We start from the raw sequence: 229 nt of genomic DNA on the forward strand, positions 1-229 counted from the left end.
CCGTTCAGGGCTGGGCAAGGCCGTCAGAGGCGCGTCAGCGCCGACATGGCGCCTCAGTCTGGGGTTCGCTGCTGCTCGACGTATTGGCGCACGATGCTGAGTGGAGCGCCGCCGCAGGACGCGGCGAAGTAGGAGGGCGACCAAAGGACGCCCTTCCAGTAACGCCGGGCGACCTCGGGGTGGCGCTGCCGCAGCAGGCGCGAGGACACCCCTTTGAGGCTGTTCACGA

The 229-nt window shown here is 69.0% G+C and carries 1 protein-coding gene; it reads right to left on the minus strand.

Annotated elements, in window-relative coordinates:
• Positions 1–53: 53 nt before the first annotated feature.
• On the minus strand, positions 54–229 hold a 176-nt coding region (gene tnpA, locus Q7A36_RS41470), incomplete at its 5' end, for an IS200/IS605 family transposase (RefSeq protein WP_305109572.1).

It is taken from the genome of Paracraurococcus lichenis, from assembly GCF_030657435.1.
GTDB lineage: Bacteria > Pseudomonadota > Alphaproteobacteria > Acetobacterales > Acetobacteraceae > Paracraurococcus > Paracraurococcus lichenis.